This window comes from Actinomyces lilanjuaniae (assembly GCF_003606385.1).
Taxonomy (GTDB): domain Bacteria; phylum Actinomycetota; class Actinomycetes; order Actinomycetales; family Actinomycetaceae; genus Actinomyces; species Actinomyces lilanjuaniae.
In genome coordinates, this window is record NZ_CP032514.1 from 751,588 (window position 1) to 767,847 (window position 16,260).

Sequence of the window (16,260 nt, forward strand, 5' to 3'; positions counted from 1 at the left end):
CGGTGGGATAGTGCTCGGGCAGCCGTCCGGGCAGAAGGGAGTGCAGCGTGTTCTCACGGGAGCAGATCCAACTGAGGACTCCTGACCAGGTCCGGCATATGCGTCGTGCCGGCCTGGTGGTGGCGAAGGTGCACGCTGCCCTGCGGGAGGCCGTGGCGCCCGGGGTCACCACTGCAGAGCTTGACGTGGTGGCCGCCGAGGTCATCGCACAGTCTGGTGCCAGGTCCAACTTCCTGGGCTACTACGGGTACCCGGCCACCGTGTGCGTGTCCGTCAACGAGGAGGTCGTGCACGCAGTCCCGGGGAAGCGCAGGCTGCGGGCCGGGGACCTGGTCACCTTTGACTGCGGCGCCTACGTCGTGGACGAGGAGGGGACTCAGTGGCACGGTGACGCCGCCTTCACCACCGTGGTCGGGGGTACCTATCAGGACCCTCTCGACGAGCTCGTGGACACCACGACCTATGAGGCCCTGTGGTCGGCTGTGGCTGCCGTCGCGGTCGCCGTCCAGAGTGGCGCCTCCGGTCGCGGGGGGAGGCTCAACGTGGTCGGTGACGCTGTCGAGGCCGTGGTGGAGCGGGCCGCTGAGCACCACGGGCACCGGCTGGGTATTCTCCGGGAGTACGTGGGGCACGGGATCGGCACGCAGATGCACATGTCGCCCGACGTGCTCAACTACTCGGTGAGCCGCCGGGGCCCCAGGCTGAGGCCCGGAATGGTCCTGGCTATCGAGCCGATGCTGACCGCCGGGCCGCCTCGGGTACGCGAGCTCGACGACGGATGGACCGTCGTCACCTGTGACGGATCGCGTGCAGCACAGTGGGAGCACACGGTCGCGATCCTCCCGGGGGGGTGTGGGTCCTGACCGCGCCGGACGGGGGAGCGCAGGGGCTAGAGCCTTTTGGCCTGGCGCCGGTGGTCCTGTCCTGACAGGCGGCCCTTGGCACGCGGTTGGGGGCGGTGCACGTCGGGACCACTCCCGATCAGGCCGACGGCAGGCCGCAAGTGTCGGTGTGTCCGGAAACACCGCGGACGTGGCCGCCAGGGCATGGTAGGTGACAGCGTTCCTGCCGTAGAGTTTGCTGCTGGACGCCTGTCCGTCGATCCTTCCTGCCCATGCACCTTGTCCTCCGGCAGCCGGTGCCGTGGACCAAGTTCCTGTGGTCGGCAGCGGCGTCCGCCGGGCGGCGCTCGTCGTCGGGCACGTTCGAGCGAACAACCACTGTTGGAGGGACATGGCTAAGAAGGACGGAGTCATCGAGGTCGAGGGATCGGTCGTCGAGGCCCTTCCGAACGCGATGTTCCGGGTTGAGCTGAGCAACGGGCACGTAGTGCTCGCGCACATCTCCGGAAAGATGCGGCAGCACTACATTCGTATCCTTCCCGAGGACCGGGTGGTCGTCGAGCTCAGCCCGTACGACCTGTCCCGTGGTCGCATCGTCTACCGTTACAAGTGAGAGCCGGCTCAGTACAGCCGACGGAGGAGCAGCATGAAGGTCAAGCCGAGTGTCAAGAAGATCTGTGACAGCTGCAAGGTGATTCGTCGCCACGGCCGCGTCATGGTCATCTGCGATAACCCGCGGCACAAGCAGCGACAGGGCTGAGTCCAGCCCACGCACCGTGGCCCCTGGCCACCACACAAGGCACCTGTCCCAGCCAGTCCTGCTTAGGCAGCGGGACCGCAACCCCCGGTTCTCGGAGGCCGGGGCCGCCCTGCGGGGCGGGGGAGACGGGTGACGACCTCCGGGAGCACACAGGAGAACCACATCGTGGCACGCATTTCTGGTGTTGACCTACCTCGCGACAAGCGTGTGGAGGTTGCACTGACTTACATCTTCGGGATCGGGCGCACTCGTGCGGTCGAGGCCCTGGCGGCAACGGGGGTCAGCCCCGACACCCGCGTCAAGGACCTGACTGAGGATGAGCTCGTCGCCCTGCGAACCCACATCGACTCCACCTACCAGGTAGAGGGCGACCTGCGGCGTGAGGTCCAGGCGGACATCCGTCGCAAGATCGAGATCGGCTGCTACCAGGGCCTGCGCCACCGTCGGCACCTGCCGGTCCACGGCCAGCGCACCAAGACCAACGCGCGCACCCGTAAGGGTCCCAAGCGCACGGTGGCCGGTAAGAAGAAGGCCAAGTAACACACAGGTAAGCAGACGCTGAGCGGGCTTGCGCCCGCCGCGTAGGACGATCTCACCACGAAGAAGGAAGAATGCCCCCTAAGACCCGCGCCACCGCGCGCAAGACGCGCCGTAAGGACCGCAAGAACGTCACCCACGGCCACGCCTACATCAAGTCCACGTTCAACAACACCATCGTCTCTCTGACTGATCCTCAGGGCGCTGTCATCGCCTGGTGCTCCTCGGGGCAGGTTGGCTTCAAGGGCTCGCGCAAGTCGACCCCCTACGCCGCCCAGCTGGCCGCCGAGGCCGCCGCACGGCGTGCCCAGGAGCACGGGATGAAGAAGGTCGACGTCTTCGTCAAGGGCCCGGGTCCCGGCCGCGAGACCGCTATCCGCTCGCTGCAGGCAGCCGGCCTGGACATCGGCCCGATCACTGACGTCACTCCCCAGGCGCACAACGGCTGCCGCCCGCCGAAGCGCCGTCGCGTCTGAGCCTCATTTGGACCTCACCGGGACGTGGCCGCCCCTGCGAGTGCTTTCTCCGAGCCTTCTAGGCCTTCTAGGGGTGCCGCGGTCCTTGAGGCCTCCAGCCGCTGTCGGCGGAGCGCCAGGGTCGGCACAGCCTTCTGACTGGCCGTCCAACCTGATCAGGAACGGCGTCATATAGCGGGCGCCGCGACGAAAGGAAACCACGTGCTTATCGCACAACGACCCACGCTGACCGAGGAGGTTGTCGAGGAGAACCGCCGGTCGCGGTTCGTGCTCGAGCCTCTCGAGCCCGGATTCGGCTACACGCTCGGCAACTCCCTGCGGCGTACGCTGCTGTCCTCCATCCCGGGAGCGGCTGTCACCTCCGTGCGCATTGACGGGGTGCCTCACGAGTTCCGGACTATCCCGGGCGTCAAGGAGGACGTCGCCCAGATCATCTTGAACATCAAGGAGATCGTCCTGTCCTCGGAGAACGACGAGCCGGTGGTGATGTACCTGCGCAAGTCGGGTCCGGGCGCCGTCGTGGCCGGTGACATCACCCCGCCGACCGGGGTCGAGATCCACAACCCCGAGCTGGTCATCGCCGTCCTCAACGAGAAGGGCAAGCTGGAGATCGAGCTGACTGTCGAGCGTGGCCGCGGCTACGTCTCCGCCAACCAGAACAAGGACCCTAACGCCGAGATCTCCCGTATTCCGGTGGACTCCATCTACTCTCCGGTCAGGAAGGTCTCCTACGAAGTCGAGGCCACCCGTGTAGAGCAGCGCACGGACTTTGACAGGCTGATTGTGGACGTGGAGACCAAGGCCTCGATGACCCCGAGAGACGCCCTGGCCTCCGCAGGCAAGACGCTGGTCGAGCTCTTCGGCCTGGCCCGTGAGCTTAACGTCGAGGCGGAGGGGATCGAGGTGGGCCCGTCGCCGGTGGACGAGGCCTTCCAGCAGGACCTGGCGCTCATGATTGACGAGCTGGACCTGCAGGCCCGCTCCTCCAACGCTCTCAAGCGGGAGGGCATCCACACTGTTGGTGAGCTGGTGTCACGCAGCGAGGCTGACCTGCTTGACATTCGTAATTTCGGTGCGAAGTCCATCTCGGAGATCAAGGACAAGCTGGCCGAGCTGGGGCTGTCCCTCAAGGGCTCGCCGGTCGACTACGTCTCCGACGACGACTACACCGCCAACCCCACGTTCAGCGACGAGCAGCAGGCCTGAGGCCACTCGTCATTCACCTAGGAGACAACCATGCCTCGCCCCACCAAGGGCCCCCGGCTGGGCGGTAGCGCCCAGCACGAGCGCCACATGCTGGCCAACCTTGCCACGCAGCTGATCGTCCACGAGTCCATCAAGACCACCGAGGCTCGTGCCCGCCGCCTGCGTCCCTATGTCGAGAAGCTGATCACCAAGGGTAAGCGTGGTGACCTGCACGCTCGTCGTACCGTGATGAAGAAGGTGACGGACAAGTTCGCCGTCTACCGTCTTTTTGAGGTGCTTGCTCCTCAGCTCGAGGGGCGCGACGGCGGCTACACCCGTATCGTCAAGACCGCGCCTCGTAAGGGTGACAACGCGCCGATGGCGGTCATCTCCCTGGTGCTGGAGCCGGTGGCGCGCAAGGAGGTGGTTGCCGATGCCGTGGCCACAGCCAAGCGGGCAGCGACCCGGGCCGCTGAGGAGGCTGAGGCCGCGACCAGCGCCGCCAGGAGGGACAACGACGCCTCGGCCCCGTCACAACAGGAGGCGGAGGACGCGGGGTCCTCGCAGGCTGGCAGCGAGTCCGAGAAGTCCGAGAAGAAGGACTACGCGGGCTCTGTCCGGCTGGCGGAGGGGTCCACCGAGGCCCCAGACGCTGACCACCAGGTCAAGGGGAACGAGGACTCCATGAAGTACCACGTGCCCGGTTCGCGCTGGTACGACGCTACTGTGGCCGAGGTGTGGTTCGCCTCGGCCGAGGCGGCACAGGCCGCAGGATTCTCCCCTGCTGGTGGTGCGGCAGCCCAGAAGGTGACCGAGGAGGCCTAGACAGCCTTCGCTTCCGGCTCGGCGAAGCCCCTTCCAGATGGGTGTCTGCTGACTGCGGGGTCCGTCTCACGCCTTTCGGTGGGTGAGACGGACCCCGCACTCGTGTATCTCGCGTTCCTGGGCGTCTTCCGGGACGGACCACCCCCTGAGGCGGGACCCGGCTTAGCGCCTGCGGCCTCAGGGGTGGGAAGGGTCTCTACTCCAGCGCGCGGATGATGTCCTCGACAGTGCCCTTGGCGTCGCCAAACAGCATAGAGGTGTTGTCCTTGAAGAACAGGGGTTCTGGACTCCCGCGTAGCCGGTGGCCATGGAGCGCTTGAAGACGATGACACGCCTGGCCTCCCACACCCGTAGGACCGGCATGCCCGCGATGGGTGAGCCTGGCTCGTCTGCAGCCGGGTTGACTGTGTCGTTGGCCCCGATGACCAGGACGACATCCACCTCCCCCAGGTCGTCATTGACCTCGTCCATCTCCAGGACGAGGTCGTAGGGGACCTTGGCCTCGGCCAGGAGCACGTTCATGTGACCGGGGAGGCGGCCAGCCACCGGGTGGATGCCGAAGACGACCTCGACCCCCTCGTTGCGCAGCATCGCTGTGAGGGTGGCAACCGGGTACTGGGCCTGTGCCACAGCCATTCCGTACCCAGGAGTAATGACCACCCGCCGTGCCTCCTGGAGGAGCTGGGCGGTGGTTATGGCGTCGATCTCGTTGATCGTCCCTTCGGCGGTGCCGAGCTCGGCTGTGACTCCCTCGGTACCGAAACCTCCCAGCAGCACAGAGACGAAGGAACGGTTCATCGCTTGGCACATGAGGTAGGACAGATAGGCTCCCGAGGAGCCGACGAGGGCGCCGGTGATGATCAGCAGGTCGTTGTTGACCAGGAAACCTGTGAAGGCGGAGGCCCATCCCGAGTAGGAGTTCATGATGGACACTACGACGGGCATGTCGCCGCCGCCGATGGCGACAACCAGGTGCACTCCCAGGGCCAGGGCGATAACCGTCATCGTCGCCAGGCACGCCCAGGCGGCAGGGGAGTGCTCGGGCAGGGCCATGAAAGCCACCATGAGGCCCAGGGAGACCAGCAGCGCAGCCAGGTTGAGCCAGTTGCGCCCAGGCAGCGTGACAGGACGGCCCGGCACTCGACCGGAGAGCTTGAGCGCGGCTAGCACTGAGCCGGTGAAGGTCACCGCGCCCACGAACACCCCCAGGAAGACCTCACCGCGGTGGAACACGCCGAGCGTGGCCGCCAGGCTGTCGGGAGCGACGTAGGAGCCGTATCCCACGAGCACGGCGGCCAGCCCGACCAGGCCGTTGAGGACGGCCACCAGCTGGGGCATACCGGTCATGGCCACACGCCTGGCCAGCACCATCCCGATGACGGCACCGACAGCAAGTGCCAGGGCGATCAGGATCGCTGTGGTCACCACCCCCTGTCCCGGGTCCGAGGTCAGGGCCAGGGCCGTTCCGGCAGCCACGGCTACAGCCATGCCCAGGGCGCCGGCCAAGTTGCCCCGGGTCGAGGTCTCATGCCGGGACAGCCCGGCGGCAGCCAGGATGAACAGGAGCGCGGCGGCTATGTAGGCGAGGGCCACGGGGGAGGGCAGGCCAGCCGAGGTGCCAGACGCCGTGGACGCGGGAGCCGACAGGGCAGGTAGCAGCATGGACGGTGCGGGTGGCATCGCCTCAGTCCTTCCTGAACATGGCAAGCATGCGGTGGGTCACCGCGAAGCCGCCGAAGACGTTGACGGAGGCCAGGACAACTGCCAGGAAGCTCACGGCGCTGACCAGGAGGTTGTCGTTACCGACCTGCGAGATTGCCCCCAGCAGGATGATGCCGGAGATCGCGTTGGTCACGGACATGAGTGGAGTGTGCAGGGCCGGGGTGACGTTGGAGATGACGTAGAAGCCCAGGACCACCGCCAGCATGAGCACGATGTAGTGGCTCGCCACCGCGACGGGTGTGACCAGGACCAGTGCTGCCAGGGCTAGGGCAGCAGCTACCAGGCCTGCCCGGCGGGCACGGGCGGCGCTCCTGGCTCGGTTCTGCGCCGCCTCCTGTGACGCCGCTGAGGTGTCAGGCGCCTGGGTAGCTGGTGGCACCGTGCCTGCCCCGGCCGTGGGGGCGGCGGACACGGTCACGGCAGGCGGGGGCCACAGGATCTCGCCCGCGTGGGTGACGGTGATGCCCCGTACCACCTGGTCCTCCAGGTCCAGTCTCAGCACGCCGTCCTTGGCCGGGGTCATGAGCGTGAGCAGGTTGACCAGATTCTGCCCGTAGAGCTGGGAGGCCTGGGTGGGAAGCCGTCCGGCCAGGTCCGTGTAGCCCACGATGGTGACGCCGCCGTCAGTAAGGACTACCTCGGAGGGGACCGTCAGCTCGGTGTTGCCGCCGTTGGCAGCAGCCATGTCCACCACGACCGATCCCGGGCGCATCCCCTCCAGCGCGGCGCGGCTCAGCAGCACCGGTGCCTGCCGCCCAGGGACGCTTGCGGTGGTGATGACGATATCAGCCTGGGCCGCCTCCTTGGCGTACAGGGCGGCAGCCAGCTCTGCCTGCTCGGCGCTCATCTGCCTGGCGTAGCCGTCGCTGGAGGCCTCCTGGTGCCCGGGCGCGGAGGGGACGGGGATGAACGTCGCCCCCATGGACCGTACCTGGTCCTCGACCTCAGGACGCACGTCGGTGCCACGCACCTGTGCCCCCAGGGAGGAGGCGGTCCCGATCGCTGCCAGCCCGGCCACCCCGGCACCGATGACGTAGACGGAGGCGGGTGGAAGCTTGCCTGCTGCCGTGACCTGGCCGGTGAACACCCGGCCGAAGTGGGCGGCAGCCTCGATGACGGCGCGGTAGCCAGCGAGGTTGGCCTGGGAGGACAGGACATCCATCGCCTGCGCGCGCGAGATCCTGGGTACCGCGTCCAGGGCGAGCCCGGTCAGGCCGCGTGCCCGCAGGGCCTCGACGAGCCTGGGGCTGCGTGCGGGGGCAAGACGTCCCACGTAGGTCGTACCCGGGCTCATGAGCGCCAGGTGCTCCTCGTCAGGGGCGTCCACCCCCAGCACCACCTCACAGTCCCATACCTGGGCCTCGTCAGTGACCCGGGCCCCGGCCTCCTCATAGGCGCTGTCAGGGAAGCTGGCGGCCTGCCCGGCGCCGCGCTGGACGTGCACCTCGTAGCCGAGACGGACCAGCCGCGACACCGTCTGCGGCGTCGCGGCGACAAGGGCCTGACCTGGTTTCTCACAGGGAATTCCAGTACGCACGTGTCACTCCTTCACCCCGGTCCTGGGCGCCGCTGCGTAGGGGGAGCCTGCGGGCCGTGGGAGGATCATAGGGAGACCCGTCAGCACTGACAAGACTAGCCGCTCAGGCGAGCCGAGTGACGTCTTTGCGGCACCGGGCTGGCAGCGGGTCCCTCCGTCCCGGTCAGCGGGCAGCCATGAGCCAGCAGCGTGCGCCTCCGGTCATGCCAGCCTCGTTGGGGACCACGACGACGTCGTCACCGATCCGGGTCAGCTGGGCGGCGGTGATCCGTCGTGAGTTCCCGCCGCCCAGGTAGAGGCGGTCCCACAGGTACATGGGCCGTAGCGAGTCCACGACGCGTCGCACGCGCCGCGACCAGTGGGCGTCGCCCAGCCGCAGCCGCTCGTGCTCGCCGATGTAGTCGTCGTAGGACAGCCCCCAGCGTACCGGCCCCTGGGACACCTCGACATGCGGTGCCAGGACGCCGTTGTCGAAGACCGCGTTACCCAGGCCGGTCCCCAGGGTGATGATCATCTCCAGCCCGTGGCCGGTGACGACGCCGGCTCCGGCGACCTCGGCGTCGTTGAGGACCAGTGTCGGAGCGTCGAGGCGTTGGGAGACCGCCCTGGCCATGTCGAAACGGGCCCACTGGTCCACCAGCTCGGGCAGGACCCGCGAGCGCGGTCCATCCCGGGTGATGTAGTGGGGGGTGGACACGACCACGCCGTGGCGGATCATCCCGGGCATGCCCACGGTCACTCGGTCGGCGCGGGGCAGCTGGTCCGCCAGGGCCTCGATGGTGTCCACCAGCTTGGTCGGGGGCAGGGGGTAGGGTGTGGAGGTGCGCACGGCACGTGAGACGGTGCTGCCCTCGGCGTCCAGGACAGAGGCCTTGATACCGCCGCCACCACAGTCGACGCACAGGGTGGTCAGTGAGCTCACGGGACTGATGCTAGCGCGTGCCGGGCGGCAGCGCCCGGCACGGCTGCGGGCGCCTGGACCGCCCGGGCGCTGGAGGCGTGTGGTCGGCGCGGCCGGAGTGGTGTGGTCAGAGCGGTCAGGGTGGCGTGGTCGAATAGGCCCATGAGCAAGCGGCGCAAGGTCGGCGGTAGCCCTGGCCCTGAAGGCGTGGCTGCGTCTGGTTCCGCGGACGGGGCGGGCACGGGTGTGGTACGGGTTCGTCTGGACCTCGCCTACGACGGGGCAGGGTTCAGTGGGTGGGCCGCCCAGCCTGGTCTGCGCACGGTAGAAGGTGTGCTGACAGCGGCGCTGACGACGGTGCTGCGCACCCCTGTGCGCCTGACTGTTGCGGGGCGCACCGACGCAGGGGTGCACGCTGTCGGCCAGGTCGTGCACCTTGACGTGCCTGCCGCTGCCTGGCAGGCCCTGCCCGGGCGGTCCCGGCGCGCCCCCGAGCAGGCGCTGCTGACCCGGCTCACTGGAGTCCTGGCCCGGGAGGCCCGGCAGGCGTGGCGTGTCCCAGACCTGCCGAGCACGGTGGAGTCGTCGTCGCAGGGGCCAGGAGGCGGGCAGGACGAGCGGGTGCCGACGGCGGGAAGCACCCGGGCGGCAGGGCGGGTGCCGCGTGGGGCCAGTGACGTGGTCGTCACCGCCGCCAGCCAGGTCGGTCCCGACTTTGACGCCCGCTTCGGCGCCCTGTGGCGCCGCTACACCTATCGGATCAGCGACGGGGCGAGCCTGCGGGACCCACGTCGTCGCGGCCACGTGCTGTGGACGGAGGGCGTGCTCGACGTCGAGGCGATGCAGGCCAGTGCGCTCCCGCTCCTGGGCGAGCACGACTTCCTGTCCTTCTGCAGACCGCGTCAGGGGGCCTCCACGGTCCGCGACCTGAGGCGGCTGTGCTGGCAGCGCGTGGAGGGGGCGGGAGCCGACGCCTCCCTGGTCACCCTGAGCGTCGAGGCCGACGCCTTCTGCCACTCCATGGTGCGCTCCCTGGTGGGGCGGGGCTGGAGGTGGGGCGGGGGCGGCGTCCCGTCGCCTGGCCTGCTCGGCTCCTCGCCGCCCGCAGCCGCCGTGGGGCGGCTCCGGTGGCGCCGCCCCACGGCTTGACCCTGGAGGAGGTGGCCTACCCGGACGCGCACGGGCTGGCGGCGCAGGCCAGACGCTCCCGGGTGCGGAGGTCCCTGTGCTGACTGCGTGTTCCCCGGGCTGGCAGTGTCGGCTGCCTCCGGGCGCTTCCGGTACTGCGGATACGTGGGCTACGTGGGATACGTGGTGGGATTCACGGGGGCGTGTCGGCCCGACTTTTTGACCGCTGCTGCTCCCGGCCGGTAGTGTGTGAGAGTCGTGCAGCACAAGGGTTGCGTGTCCACAGGTGTCTCCCACTCGCCTGGATCGCCCGTGCTCCGACCACTCACCTGACCATGGTGGTCTCGCCGAGCCGCGACGCTTTGACGTGCCTCGGCGCGTCCGCCCGCCAAGAGAAACGAAGGCAACGTCCGTGCGCACGTATACACCGAAGCCTGGCGACGTCGAGAAGCGCTGGTACGTCATTGACGCCACCGACGTCGTCCTGGGCCGTCTGGCAGCCCAGGCTGCGACCCTGCTCCGTGGGAAGCACAAGCCGCAGTTCGCTCCCAACGAGGACTGCGGCGACTATGTCATCATCATCAATGCTGACAAGGTCGTCCTGACCAACGGCAAGGCTGAGAAGAAGTTCGCCTACCGTCACTCCGGCTACCCTGGCGGTCTCAAGGCCGTGCCCTACACCGAGCTGTTGGCCACGCGTCCCGAGCGGGCGGTGTCCAAGGCGGTCAAGGGGATGGTGCCCCACACCAAGCTCGGTCGCGCCCAGCTCAAGAAGCTCAAGGTCTACGCCGGCAGCGAGCACCCGCACGCCTCACAGAACCCGCAGCCCTTCGAGATCACCCAGGTCGCCCAGTAGCGCCCTGCGCTCGGCACTCACGACAAGCAGACAAGCAAAGGACATACCGTGGCTGAGACCACTGTCGACACCGACGCGCTGGACGAGGACAACGTACCGTCCAGCTACACCACTGAGACCGAGGCTCCTGTGGAGGGCCGTGGCCAGTCCGTCACCGCTCCTGGCAGCGGCCTGGGGCGCCGTAAGGAGGCTGTGGCCCGCGTCCGCCTGGTGCCCGGCACAGGCCAGTGGACCATCAACGGCCGCACGCTGGAGGACTACTTCCCCAACAAGCTGCACCAGCAGCTGGTTCGTGCTCCCTTCACCGTCCTTGACCTGGAGGGCCGCTTCGACGTCATTGCCCGTATCAGTGGCGGGGGCGTTTCCGGGCAGGCGGGTGCGCTGCGTCTGGGGATCGCCCGCGCCCTCAACGAGATCGACCGGGAGGCCAACCGGGCCACCCTGAAGAAGGCTGGCTTCCTGACCCGCGACGCTCGTACCGTGGAGCGCAAGAAGGCCGGTCTGCACAAGGCCCGTCGCGCCCCCCAGTACTCCAAGCGCTGACCGGATCCGCCTCCGGGGTCACCACTCCACTAGCCCCCGTCGTCCTCGCGTGAGCGCAGGGCGACGGGGGCAGTGCTGTCGCCTGTCGTCCCACTACGCCTGCACCGCAGGTGTGCCACCGCGTGGTGGCGGCGGTGGCGACGCGAGCGGGGCTCCGCAGGCTCTCAGGTGCTCGCGGGGAGGAGTCTCAGGAATTCTCAAGGCGGGCAGGGAGGGCTGTCCGCGACTGGGCGGATGTAACGCGGGTGTGTCCTGGACCGGGGGCGCGCGTGGCAGGATGGGGCTGACGTAGTGACCGGTTTCCTGACCGTACACCAATCCCAGGAGGTTCTTCTCATGGCTCGACTCTTTGGAACCGACGGCGTGCGTGGCCTGGCCAACGACCTGCTCACCCCCACGCTGGCTGTCCAGCTCGGCGAGGCTGCGGCCCGGGTGCTTACCAGGGACGCTCCTGCTCCTACCGGGGCACGCGGCAGTCGGCCCCGGGCCATCGTCGGGCGTGACACGCGCGCCTCGGGGGAGTTCCTCGACCACGCCATCAGTTCGGGCCTGGCGGCATCGGGTGTGGACGTCACCCGCGTGGGCGTGCTGCCCACACCGGCTATCGCCCACATGACGGCGACCCAGGACCTGGAGCTGGGAGTCATGATCTCTGCCTCCCACAACCCTTTTCCAGACAACGGCATCAAGTTCTTCGGTCGGGGGGGCTACAAGCTGCCTGACGCCGTGGAGGACGAGATCGAGTCCCTCCTGGGCAAGGTGGACAACCGCCCCACGGGGGCTGAGGTGGGCCGAGTCATCAAGGGCGAGACCATCGCTGACCAGAACTACATCAACCACCTCGTGGACTCCGCGGCCACCGACCTGTCGGGCCTGCGTGTCGTCGTGGACGCCTCCAACGGTGCTGCCTCCGCGGTCGGTCCGGCGGCGCTGCGGGCGGCTGGTGCCGAGGTCATCGTCATCAACGCCTCTCCGGACGGCCTTAACATCAACGTCGGCTGCGGCTCCACGCACCCCGAGCAGCTGCAGAGCTACGTGGTGTCCGTGGGCGCGGACATGGGTGTGGCCTACGACGGCGACGCCGACCGCTGCCTGGCGGTGGATGCCGAGGGCAACCTGGTGGACGGCGACCAGATCATGGGCATGCTCGCTATCGGCATGAAGGCTGACGGCACCCTGGGCAGTGACACCCTCGTCGTCACCGTCATGAGCAACCTCGGCCTCATCCTGGCCATGCGTGAGCACGGTATCCGCACGGTCCAGACCGGCGTGGGGGACCGCTACGTGCTGGAGAAGATGGTCCAGGGCGGCTACACCCTGGGTGGGGAGCAGTCCGGCCACGTCATCGACACCGTCCACGCCACCACCGGTGACGGCGTGCTTACCTCCCTGCACGTGGCCGCCCGGGTCAAGCGCACAGGGAAGACGCTGGCCGAGCTGGCTTCCGTGGTGACCCGGCTGCCGCAGACCCTCATCAACGTCAAGGGCGTGGACAAGGCGGCCGCCGGGACCAACCAGACCGTCCAGGACGCCGTGGCCCGGGCGGAGAAGGAGCTGGGGGAGACCGGGCGCGTGCTGCTGCGCCCCTCCGGCACCGAGCCGCTGGTGCGTGTCATGGTCGAGGCCGCCACCCAGGAGCAGGCGGACCGCGTCGCCGGGTCGCTGGCCTGTGTCGTCAAGGACAACCTCAGCCTGTGACCGCCGGGCCAGGCGGAGGGCAGGCTGCCGGAGCGGGGGAGCGCCCTGCCGCTCCTGCGCCCCGGCTGCGCCTTCTTGACCCTGTGCCCTCGTGGCAGGGAAGGCCGTTGACTGGCAGGACCCGTGACCTTCTCTGCCTGCTGGCATCTGCCGGGCAGGGCGGGGCAAGTGAGGATGAGCTTGCCGATGGACTGTGGCCGCACCGGCGCCCAGCTCGCCCTCGTCAGTCCCTCCAGGTCGTTGTCTCCCGTGCCCGCTCCCTGCTGGGCGCTGGCGCGGTCGAGCGCGTGGCCATCGGCTACCGTCTGGCGCTGCGTGCCGACGACGTCGACTACCTCATCGTGGTCAGGTCCGCCCGTCTGGCCGTCGATGCGGCCAGGCAGCAGGAGCTGGCGCGGGTGGTCGCTGTCACGGACACCGCTGTGAGTGAGCAGGGTGCGCAGATGCCAGGGCGTGGCGCCACGGCGGGCCAGGGTCCTCACGGTGAGCTCGTGGGGGAGGCGGCCCGCCTGCTGCACCGGCTCGTCCGGGAGAGGGCGCTGGCGCTGGACCACCTGGGCCGCTACGCCGAGGCCATGGTGCTGCTGCCAGCGCTGGCTGAGTACGACCCGGCGGACGAGCCCGTGCTAGCTGCCCTCGTGCGCGACGAGGCCTGGACCAGCTCGCCAGCAGCGGCTCTGGAGCGCTATGAGGCCTACCGGCGTCGGCTGCGCGAGTCCGGGGCCGCTCCCGGGCCTGTGCTACGCGCCGCCCACGAGGCCGCGCTGAGCGCCGAGCAGCCGGTTCGCCGCGGGATACGGTACGCCTCCACACCGATGGTCGGTCGCGGGGCAGACCTGCGCGCCGTGGAGGACGCGGTCGCAACCAGCCGACTGGTGACCATCACCGGACCGGGCGGGGTCGGTAAGACGCGTCTGGCCCAGGCCGTGGCCGCGCGCAGCGTCCTGCCGGTGGTCCACGTCCTGTCCATGACCGAGCACGCGCCGCGGCATACCAGGTGGTGCCCTGGCGGCGCCGAGAGCCCCTCAGGCCCCGATGTCCTGCGTCTGGCCCGCGTGCTCCTGGCCGGGCTCGGTGCGCACCTTGATGCCGGGAGTGATCCGCGCCGCAGGCTGGGGGAGGTCCTGGCCAGTCCGGGAACGCTGCTCGTCCTGGACGACTGTGAGCACCTTGCCCCGGTGCTGGCCGACCTGCTGGCTCCCCTCCTGAGCACAATGCCTGCGCTGCACGTGCTGGTCACCTCGCGACGCGTCCTGGATCTTGCGGGCGAGCGCGTGCACCGCCTCGGCCCTCTCGCCAGGGGTGACGCGGAGGAGCTCTTCCGTCAGCGTGCTGCGGCGGTGCGCCCCGACCAGCCGCTGGACCAGGCTGACCTGGCCCCTCTGCTGGCCCTGCTGGACGGGATACCGCTCGCTATTGAGCTGGCTGCCGCACGCACCCGTGCCATGTCCCTCGCCCAGATCGGCCAGCGTCTTCCCGGCCACCTTGCTGTTCTGACCGGTTCCCGTGACCTGCCTGAGCGCCAGCGCACGCTGGCCGCTGTCCTCGAGTGGTCCTGGGACCTCCTGGAGCCCGCAGCGCGCCGCGCGCTCAGACGCGCTGCGCTCCTGGCTGACGGCTTCACCCTGGAGACCGCTGAGGCGGTGCTGGGACCCGAGGCTCCTGTGCTCGTCGAGGCTCTTGTGGCACAGTCCCTCCTGCTGGTCGCGGAGGCTGCCTGGTCTGGTGTCCAGGGGGCCCAGGGCGCGCAGAGGACGTGGAGCGGACCCGGGGCACAAGGGGTGCAGGACCTCGCCCCTGGGCTGGTACCTGCTGGCGTGCAGGAGCTGGCAGTCCCCCGGTTCCGGGTGCTCACCAGCGTGCGTGAGCTGGTGCTGTCGCTTCCGGTGGACGCAGCGCAGGATGCCGAGGACCGTGCAGCCGTGCGCGCCTGGGCGCTGGGCCTGTGCACGCCTCTGCTGGCCGTGGAGGCGGGCCGGCAGGAGGAAACGAGTGGTCAGGATGGCTGTAGCGGTGACGCCGGTGGCTCAGCCTCTCCGGACTCGTCCCCGGCGGTCACCTCGGTCATGCTCGAGGAGACTGGGCTCGTCCAGGAGCTGGAACGCGCCCTGGGTGCCTGGGCCGGCTCCGGGCACCAGCCGGGCAGGGACCTGGAGGATGCCTGCGTCATCGGGGCTGCGCTGGTGACCTGCTGGTCATCGAGCTGGGCGTTCCCGCAGATGGCGACCTGGGGCCCTCGTCTTTACCAGCTGGTTGTCACGCCACCGCCAGACCAGCCGGGGGCCCGGGCTCGCTCCAGGATCCTGTACCGCCTGTGCGTGTCCACCTGGCTGCTCGGCCCCCTGCCTGAGCGGGTCCGCCGGGCCGTGCCTGGCGGGGGCGGGCTCGATGACGCGCAGGGGGCGGCGGTGCGGCGCCTAGCACGCACCCGCCGGGAGGACTGGCCGGTACTCGCCCTGGACGAGGACGTCTGGGTGGCCTGGGCGGCAGGACGCTGCGTGTGCACTGACCTGGAGAACCAGGGCCGTCTTGAGACGGCCCTGACCCTGACGGAGACGCTCCTGGACCGGGTGCGAACGGCTGGCCTGCCCGGGCACCACCTCGCCGGGCTGGAGCTGGACCGCCTCAGGCTGCTGCTGGAGATGGGCGAGTACGCGCGGGGCGCACGCGAGTGCGAGCGGCTGTCCCAGGTGCTGGAGCGCAGCAACCTGCCGCAGCGCGGGCTCCACACCTGGGTGGTGGACATGCTGAGCCGCTGCTGCCGGGTCTATCTTCATCCCACACCTCAGGCGGCCGACGCGCTCCTGGAGGAGATGGCGTCCGTGAACGTGCCTGGGACGGTACGGTCGACGGTCCGCCTCGCCAGCTCTGAGATGCACCTGCTGGCTGGCAGACGGCGCCAGGCGGCCCTTGACAGCCGCGAGGCTCTTGACATGGTCGTCCTCGACGGCGCCGCGGTGCCCGGGGGGCCGTGGGAGCTCTACGGGCTGGCCCTCTGCCTGGTCGTTGACGCCGCCCTGACCGGTCCCGAGCGCCGGGGACTGGACCCTCTCGCGGTGCGTCGTCGTGCCTTCCGCGCGCTGGGCCGGACCCTGGGCCCGCGAGGGCGGGCACACAGGACCTGCCGACCATCGCCACGCTCGCGGCGGCGACCGGGCTGTCCATCATGACGGCTGCCTGGCCGGCCCGCGAGCCAGATGGCCCCAGGAGGCTGCGGACGCGGCGGAGGACGGGCTGGGACTGCCTGAGG

Annotated in this window: 12 protein-coding genes and 3 pseudogenes; 12 read left to right on the top strand and 3 right to left on the bottom strand. The window is 69.3% G+C overall.

The annotated features are described in order from the left end of the window. The first annotated feature begins 47 nt into the window (after positions 1 to 47). The 7 genes and pseudogenes from map (at position 48) to rplQ (ending at position 4,625) form a co-directional block, all read left to right on the top strand. Positions 48 to 928 (top strand): annotated as a pseudogene (gene map / locus D5R93_RS03285) (type I methionyl aminopeptidase). Positions 929 to 1,233: 305 nt separating this feature from the next. Then, entirely contained in the window at positions 1,234 to 1,455 is a 222-nt protein-coding gene (infA, locus tag D5R93_RS03290) for a translation initiation factor IF-1 (RefSeq protein WP_003781847.1), read from the top strand. Positions 1,456 to 1,488: 33 nt separating this feature from the next. Beyond that, entirely contained in the window at positions 1,489 to 1,602 is a 114-nt protein-coding gene (rpmJ, locus tag D5R93_RS03295) for a 50S ribosomal protein L36 (RefSeq protein WP_026408797.1), read from the top strand. 165 nt (positions 1,603 to 1,767) lie between these two features. Then, positions 1,768 to 2,142 (top strand): 30S ribosomal protein S13, encoded by a 375-nt coding sequence (gene rpsM, locus D5R93_RS03300; RefSeq protein ID WP_120205771.1) that lies wholly within the window; start codon positions 1,768 to 1,770, stop codon positions 2,140 to 2,142. A gap of 71 nt (positions 2,143 to 2,213) precedes the next feature. Beyond that, complete coding sequence (gene rpsK, locus D5R93_RS03305; RefSeq protein ID WP_119837052.1) at positions 2,214 to 2,615, top strand: 30S ribosomal protein S11; 402 nt, start codon at positions 2,214 to 2,216, stop codon at positions 2,613 to 2,615. Positions 2,616 to 2,816: 201 nt separating this feature from the next. Next, entirely contained in the window at positions 2,817 to 3,821 is a 1,005-nt protein-coding gene (locus tag D5R93_RS03310) for a DNA-directed RNA polymerase subunit alpha (protein ID WP_119837053.1), read from the top strand. Positions 3,822 to 3,851: 30 nt separating this feature from the next. Next, positions 3,852 to 4,625, top strand: coding sequence for a 50S ribosomal protein L17, sunset domain variant (gene rplQ / locus D5R93_RS03315; RefSeq protein WP_120203799.1), 774 nt, complete (start codon positions 3,852 to 3,854; stop codon positions 4,623 to 4,625). Positions 4,626 to 4,821: 196 nt separating this feature from the next. Here rplQ and D5R93_RS03320 read toward each other — a convergent pair. The 3 genes and pseudogenes from D5R93_RS03320 to D5R93_RS03330 all read right to left on the bottom strand — a co-directional run bounded on the left by D5R93_RS03320 (position 4,822) and on the right by D5R93_RS03330 (position 8,806). After that, positions 4,822 to 6,287 (bottom strand): annotated as a pseudogene (locus D5R93_RS03320) (NAD(P)(+) transhydrogenase (Re/Si-specific) subunit beta). A gap of 22 nt (positions 6,288 to 6,309) precedes the next feature. After that, on the bottom strand, positions 6,310 to 7,884 hold the full coding sequence (locus D5R93_RS03325) for a Re/Si-specific NAD(P)(+) transhydrogenase subunit alpha (RefSeq protein WP_119837056.1): 1,575 nt from the start codon (positions 7,882 to 7,884) through the stop codon (positions 6,310 to 6,312). A 163-nt stretch (positions 7,885 to 8,047) separates the two neighbouring features. Next, complete coding sequence (locus D5R93_RS03330) at positions 8,048 to 8,806, bottom strand: ROK family protein (protein ID WP_119837057.1); 759 nt, start codon at positions 8,804 to 8,806, stop codon at positions 8,048 to 8,050. Between the two features lie 225 nt (positions 8,807 to 9,031). Between D5R93_RS03330 and D5R93_RS03335 the strand changes: the two are divergent. The 5 genes and pseudogenes from D5R93_RS03335 to D5R93_RS03355 all read left to right on the top strand — a co-directional run bounded on the left by D5R93_RS03335 (position 9,032) and on the right by D5R93_RS03355 (position 16,180). Then, a pseudogene (locus tag D5R93_RS03335) lies at positions 9,032 to 10,017 on the top strand (tRNA pseudouridine synthase A). A 308-nt stretch (positions 10,018 to 10,325) separates the two neighbouring features. After that, entirely contained in the window at positions 10,326 to 10,769 is a 444-nt protein-coding gene (rplM, locus tag D5R93_RS03340; RefSeq protein ID WP_119837059.1) for a 50S ribosomal protein L13, read from the top strand. A gap of 48 nt (positions 10,770 to 10,817) precedes the next feature. Then, positions 10,818 to 11,312, top strand: a complete 495-nt coding sequence (rpsI, locus tag D5R93_RS03345; RefSeq protein ID WP_119837060.1) for a 30S ribosomal protein S9 — start codon at positions 10,818 to 10,820, stop codon at positions 11,310 to 11,312. A gap of 336 nt (positions 11,313 to 11,648) precedes the next feature. Then, entirely contained in the window at positions 11,649 to 13,010 is a 1,362-nt protein-coding gene (glmM, locus tag D5R93_RS03350; protein WP_120203802.1) for a phosphoglucosamine mutase, read from the top strand. Then, on the top strand, positions 13,007 to 16,180 hold the full coding sequence (locus D5R93_RS03355; protein ID WP_162933804.1) for an ATP-binding protein: 3,174 nt from the start codon (positions 13,007 to 13,009) through the stop codon (positions 16,178 to 16,180). Before glmM ends, D5R93_RS03355 begins: the two co-directional genes overlap by 4 nt. Positions 16,181 to 16,260 lie beyond the last annotated feature (80 nt).